This window comes from Actinomadura sp. NPDC000929 (assembly GCF_040492065.1).
GTDB classification, from domain to species: domain Bacteria; phylum Actinomycetota; class Actinomycetes; order Streptosporangiales; family Streptosporangiaceae; genus Spirillospora; species Spirillospora verrucosospora.
This window is the reverse complement of the sequence record NZ_JBEUPA010000287.1, coordinates 1-3,699: the sequence shown is the minus strand read 5'-3', so window position 1 is coordinate 3,699 and position 3,699 is coordinate 1. Positions and strand designations below refer to the sequence as shown.

The 3,699-nt window shown below is 76.9% G+C and carries 6 protein-coding genes and 1 pseudogene; 1 reads left to right on the top strand and 6 read right to left on the bottom strand.

Annotated features, from left to right (window positions below):
- A partial coding sequence (locus ABWI04_RS42075; protein ID WP_353835904.1) for a helix-turn-helix transcriptional regulator occupies positions 1 to 621 on the top strand: 621 nt, incomplete at its 5' end.
- 182 nt (positions 622 to 803) lie between these two features.
- On the opposite strand, the pseudogene ABWI04_RS42070 reads toward ABWI04_RS42075, so the two are convergent.
- From ABWI04_RS42070 to ABWI04_RS42045, 6 genes and pseudogenes are all read right to left on the bottom strand, one after another.
- Positions 804 to 1,358 (bottom strand): annotated as a pseudogene (locus ABWI04_RS42070) (alpha/beta fold hydrolase); the annotation flags it as partial.
- A gap of 197 nt (positions 1,359 to 1,555) precedes the next feature.
- Positions 1,556 to 2,134 (bottom strand): alkaline shock response membrane anchor protein AmaP, encoded by a 579-nt coding sequence (locus tag ABWI04_RS42065; RefSeq protein WP_345187797.1) that lies wholly within the window; start codon positions 2,132 to 2,134, stop codon positions 1,556 to 1,558.
- Complete coding sequence (locus ABWI04_RS42060; protein ID WP_345187795.1) at positions 2,134 to 2,742, bottom strand: DUF6286 domain-containing protein; 609 nt, start codon at positions 2,740 to 2,742, stop codon at positions 2,134 to 2,136. The genes ABWI04_RS42065 and ABWI04_RS42060 overlap by 1 nt, the downstream gene beginning before the upstream one ends.
- The gene (locus ABWI04_RS42055; protein ID WP_345187792.1) at positions 2,739 to 3,092 is read right to left on the bottom strand and encodes an Asp23/Gls24 family envelope stress response protein; all 354 of its coding nucleotides are present in this window, start codon (positions 3,090 to 3,092) and stop codon (positions 2,739 to 2,741) included. The genes ABWI04_RS42060 and ABWI04_RS42055 overlap by 4 nt, the downstream gene beginning before the upstream one ends.
- Positions 3,089 to 3,292, bottom strand: coding sequence for a hypothetical protein (locus ABWI04_RS42050; protein WP_345187789.1), 204 nt, complete (start codon positions 3,290 to 3,292; stop codon positions 3,089 to 3,091). Before ABWI04_RS42050 ends, ABWI04_RS42055 begins: the two co-directional genes overlap by 4 nt.
- Positions 3,293 to 3,322: 30 nt before the next feature.
- Positions 3,323 to 3,699, bottom strand: a 377-nt coding sequence (locus ABWI04_RS42045; protein WP_353835903.1) for a hypothetical protein, incomplete at its 5' end; no start/stop codon positions are given.

The following is a 3,699-nucleotide window of genomic DNA, read 5'->3' as shown; positions in this document are numbered from 1 at the left end:
CGGCGCGCGGCCGCGCCGCGGAACCGGCGGGTCGCGGATGAGACCGCCGACCGGCTCGCGGCCCTCGCCCGCATGCTCGGCTCGCTGCGCACCGAGACCCCGGTGATGGACGCCTACCGCCGCACCTTCCGCGCCCTGACGGAGGGCGGCGAACTGGCCGCCTGGGACGAGGCGGCCGCGGCGTGGCGCGACCTCGGCAACCGCTACGAGACCGCCGTGGTGCTGGTGGAGGCCGCGGGCGCGGCGCTCGCGTCCAACAACCGTCCCGGCGCCCGGTCCCGGCTGCGGGAGGCGCGCGCCATCGCCGACGACCTGGGCGCCGCCCCGCTGCGGGCGCGCATCGACGACCTCGCGGCCCGCGGCCGCCTCACCGACGACGCCGCCCCGCCCGGCGAGGGCGGGGGCGCCGCCCGCGCCTTCGGCCTGACCCGCCGCGAACTCGACGTCCTGCGCCTCCTCGCGGGCGGACGGACGAACCAGCGGATCGCCGCGGAGCTCTTCATCTCCGCGAACACCGTCGCCACCCACGTGACCAGAATTCTCACCAAGCTCGGCGCCGCGTCCCGCACCGAGGCCGCCGCCAAGGCCCGCGAGTCCGGCCTCCTGGACGCCCCGCCCTGATGCGGCGCGCTACCGAGGTCACGTCCCGGCGAGGACGCGTCCGCCGTGCCGCGCGGGGATCCGGGTCGGCCAGGAGGCCGGCCAGGCGACGTCGTCGACCGCGAGCCACGGCGCGGCGGCCACGCCCGCGGCAGCATCTCGATCCGCGCGTCCGGCACCGCCTCGTACCGGCGCGCCGACGAGGGCCTCCAGCGGGGATCGGCGGCGCCGAAGACCACCAGCAGCGGGACCCGGACGGCGGCGAGGCGCTCGGGCACGCCGCGCTCGGCGACGTAGGCGGTGTTCCGGCGCAGCACCGCCCGCATGGAGCGGTACGTGATGGCCCGGACCCCGGAGACCAGCTCGTCCGGGACGTCCACGGGGCCCGCGGCCGCGGCACCGATCCCGCGGCGGATCATCGCGTCCGACCGCCTCGCCCACAGCAGCGGCCCGAGGGGCGGGGAGAGGAGGGCCCGGAGGAGGAGCGGCTGCCGGAGCAGCGCGTCCGGATCCGGCCCGCTGCTGATCAGCGCGAGCGAGCCCACGAGGTCGGGACGCCGCTCGGCGAGCGCGGTGGCGACGTAGCCGCCGCTGGAGTGCCCGGCCACGTCGACGCGGTCGATCCCGAGGCCGTCCAGCAGCGCGGCCACGCGGTCCGCCTGGTCGGGCACGTCGTAGGACGCGGCGGGCGGGGACTGCCCGCAGCCCGGCAGGTCGACCCGGACGACGTGCCGGTGGGCGGCGAGCGCCGGGATCATCGGCTTCCAGGTGCCGCCCGAGGCCCCCGATCCGTGGACGAGCAGCAGCGGCGGCGCCTGCCGCGGCCCGTCTTGCACCACGTGCATCCCGTGCATCCCGTGCATCCCGTGCGAAAGCTCAACGTCGGACTCGCTCATGCGGCCACCCTGCACGGGCGTTCGCCCACCGGTCTTGAAGAAATGTTCGCCGAGGGGCGTCAGACGACGGTCGCGGGCTGCTCGCGGGGGGTCAGCCGCAGCCGCACCACCGTGGGAATCGACTCGCGTTCGAGGGCGGCGCAGAGCCGCGGGAGGGCCTCGTCCTGGATGCGGCGCCGCAGCTCGTCGGGATCCGCCTCCTGCCCGTAGAGGATGCTCACCCGCAGCCCGGCCCCCTTGGGCGAGCGGACCAGCAGGGCCCGCACCCTGCGCACGCCCGGGTACTCGCCGATCTCGGTCTCCAGCGCGTCCGTGATGGCCTTGGCCTCCACCCGCGTCGCGCCGGCCCGGATGTCCGGCTCCAGCGAGAGACCCCGCACCCGGCTCGAACGGAGTTGGGCGAGCATCCAGGACAGCCCCATCAGCGCCAGGACGACCGCCACCGCCGCGACGGCGGGCCAGAACCAGCCGTGGCCGTCGGCGAAGCGGCGCGCCTCGGCGGTGAGGACGGGGCCGGAGGCCCGGGCCTTCCCGAAGGCGCCGAAGCCGCGGGCGAGGCCGAGCCCCCCGGCGGCGGCGAGGAGCAGGCCGAGAATGAACAGGCCCGTGCGGTTGACGTGCGCGTTGCGGCGGTCCATCAGATCTCCCGGTGCTTCATGCGCACCGTGACGGAGCGGGTGGGGAGGGGGTCGAGCCGGTCGAGCCGCTCCCGCACCGCCTCGGTGACCTCCGCGTCCAGGCCCGCGGGCTCGCGCACGGGCGTCTCCGCGACCACCCGCACCCGCCGGCGCCCCAGCCGGACCCTGCTGACGCCCGACACCCCGGGCGCGCCTTCGGCCGCGGCGGCGACGGAGCGCTTGAGCCCCCGCCTGCTCACGCCCATCATCAGGCTCGGATCCCGCCCGTGCAGCGGGACGATCCGTGACTTGCCCGGCAGCACGGCGGCCAGCAGGAACCAGACGCCGACGACGGCCAGGCCGGCGAAGATCGCGCGCGCGTACACGCCGTCCCAGTTCGCGTCCCGCACCCACCCGTAGGGGAAGATGCGCGCCGGGTGGTTCAGGGCCGCCGAGATGACCTCGATCGCCGTCAGCACCCCGGCCGCCGTCATCAGCAGCGCCGCAGCGAGGGCCGGCAGCACCCGCTGCGAGCGGAACGTGTGCCTGGCCGCCCGGTCGGCCTTCCGCGAACCGGCCGGCCGCGTGCTCGGCTCCGCGGCGGGCCGCGCCCCGGCCTGGGCGGTCACCGCACGGTCCTCTCACCCGCGGTGGGGCGCCCGAGCTCGGCCACCTCGATGTCCACCTGCCCGACGGTGAGACCGGTCAGCTCCGCCACCCGCTCCCGCACCCGCTGGCGCACCTCGCGGGCGACCGCGCGGACCGGCATCGGGTAGGCCACCGACAGCGCCACCTTGGCCGTGACGATGTCGCCGTGCACCCGCACCTCCGTGCGCGCGGGCCCCCGCCCGGGGATCGGCACGCCGACGATGGTCCGGCCGAGCCCGCCGGACGCTTCGACGTCCTGCGCGGCCTCCGCGACGATGCGCGCGACGGACCGCTCACGGATCGTCGTCCTGCCCCGCTCTTCCTCGGTCATCGCGGCCGCCGCCCCGTGCGGCTCGTCGAGAAGACCTGCCCGAGGTCGAGGCTGCCCTCGATGACCCGGCCGACCACGAAGCCGAGCGCCCCGAGGAACAGGACGAGGAAGAACGCGCCGGCGCCGCCGAACGCCCCGGCGAACCCCAGTGCCAGCCCGACGATCAGGCCGATCACGGGCCACGGCACTCGCACATCCATCTCGATCACCCTCTCGCCTCGGCGGGGTCATCAGCCGCCATCGGCCACGTCCCCGATCACCACGTCCACCGTCCGCCGACCGGCCAGCGGGCGCACCAGACGCCGTACGTCCTCGGCGATCTCGGCGAAGGGCCGTCCGTACCGGACGACCACCCCCACCTCGACCACCGCGTCGTGCACCGCGACCCCCGCGTAGGGGGGCCCGGCGCGGTAGGTCGCGATCCAGCCGCGCGGACCGGCCGTGAGTCCCAGGACGTCCGGGCACGCCATCGCCGCCGCGCCGATCCGCTCCGCCAGTTCGGCGAGCGGCTCCCCGCGGCCGGGCGCCTCGGCCTGCCGGGCGCCCGCCGCGCCGGTCCCGGCGGACGTCCCCCCGCCCGGAAGTGCGTCCGGCCGCGACTCCTCGG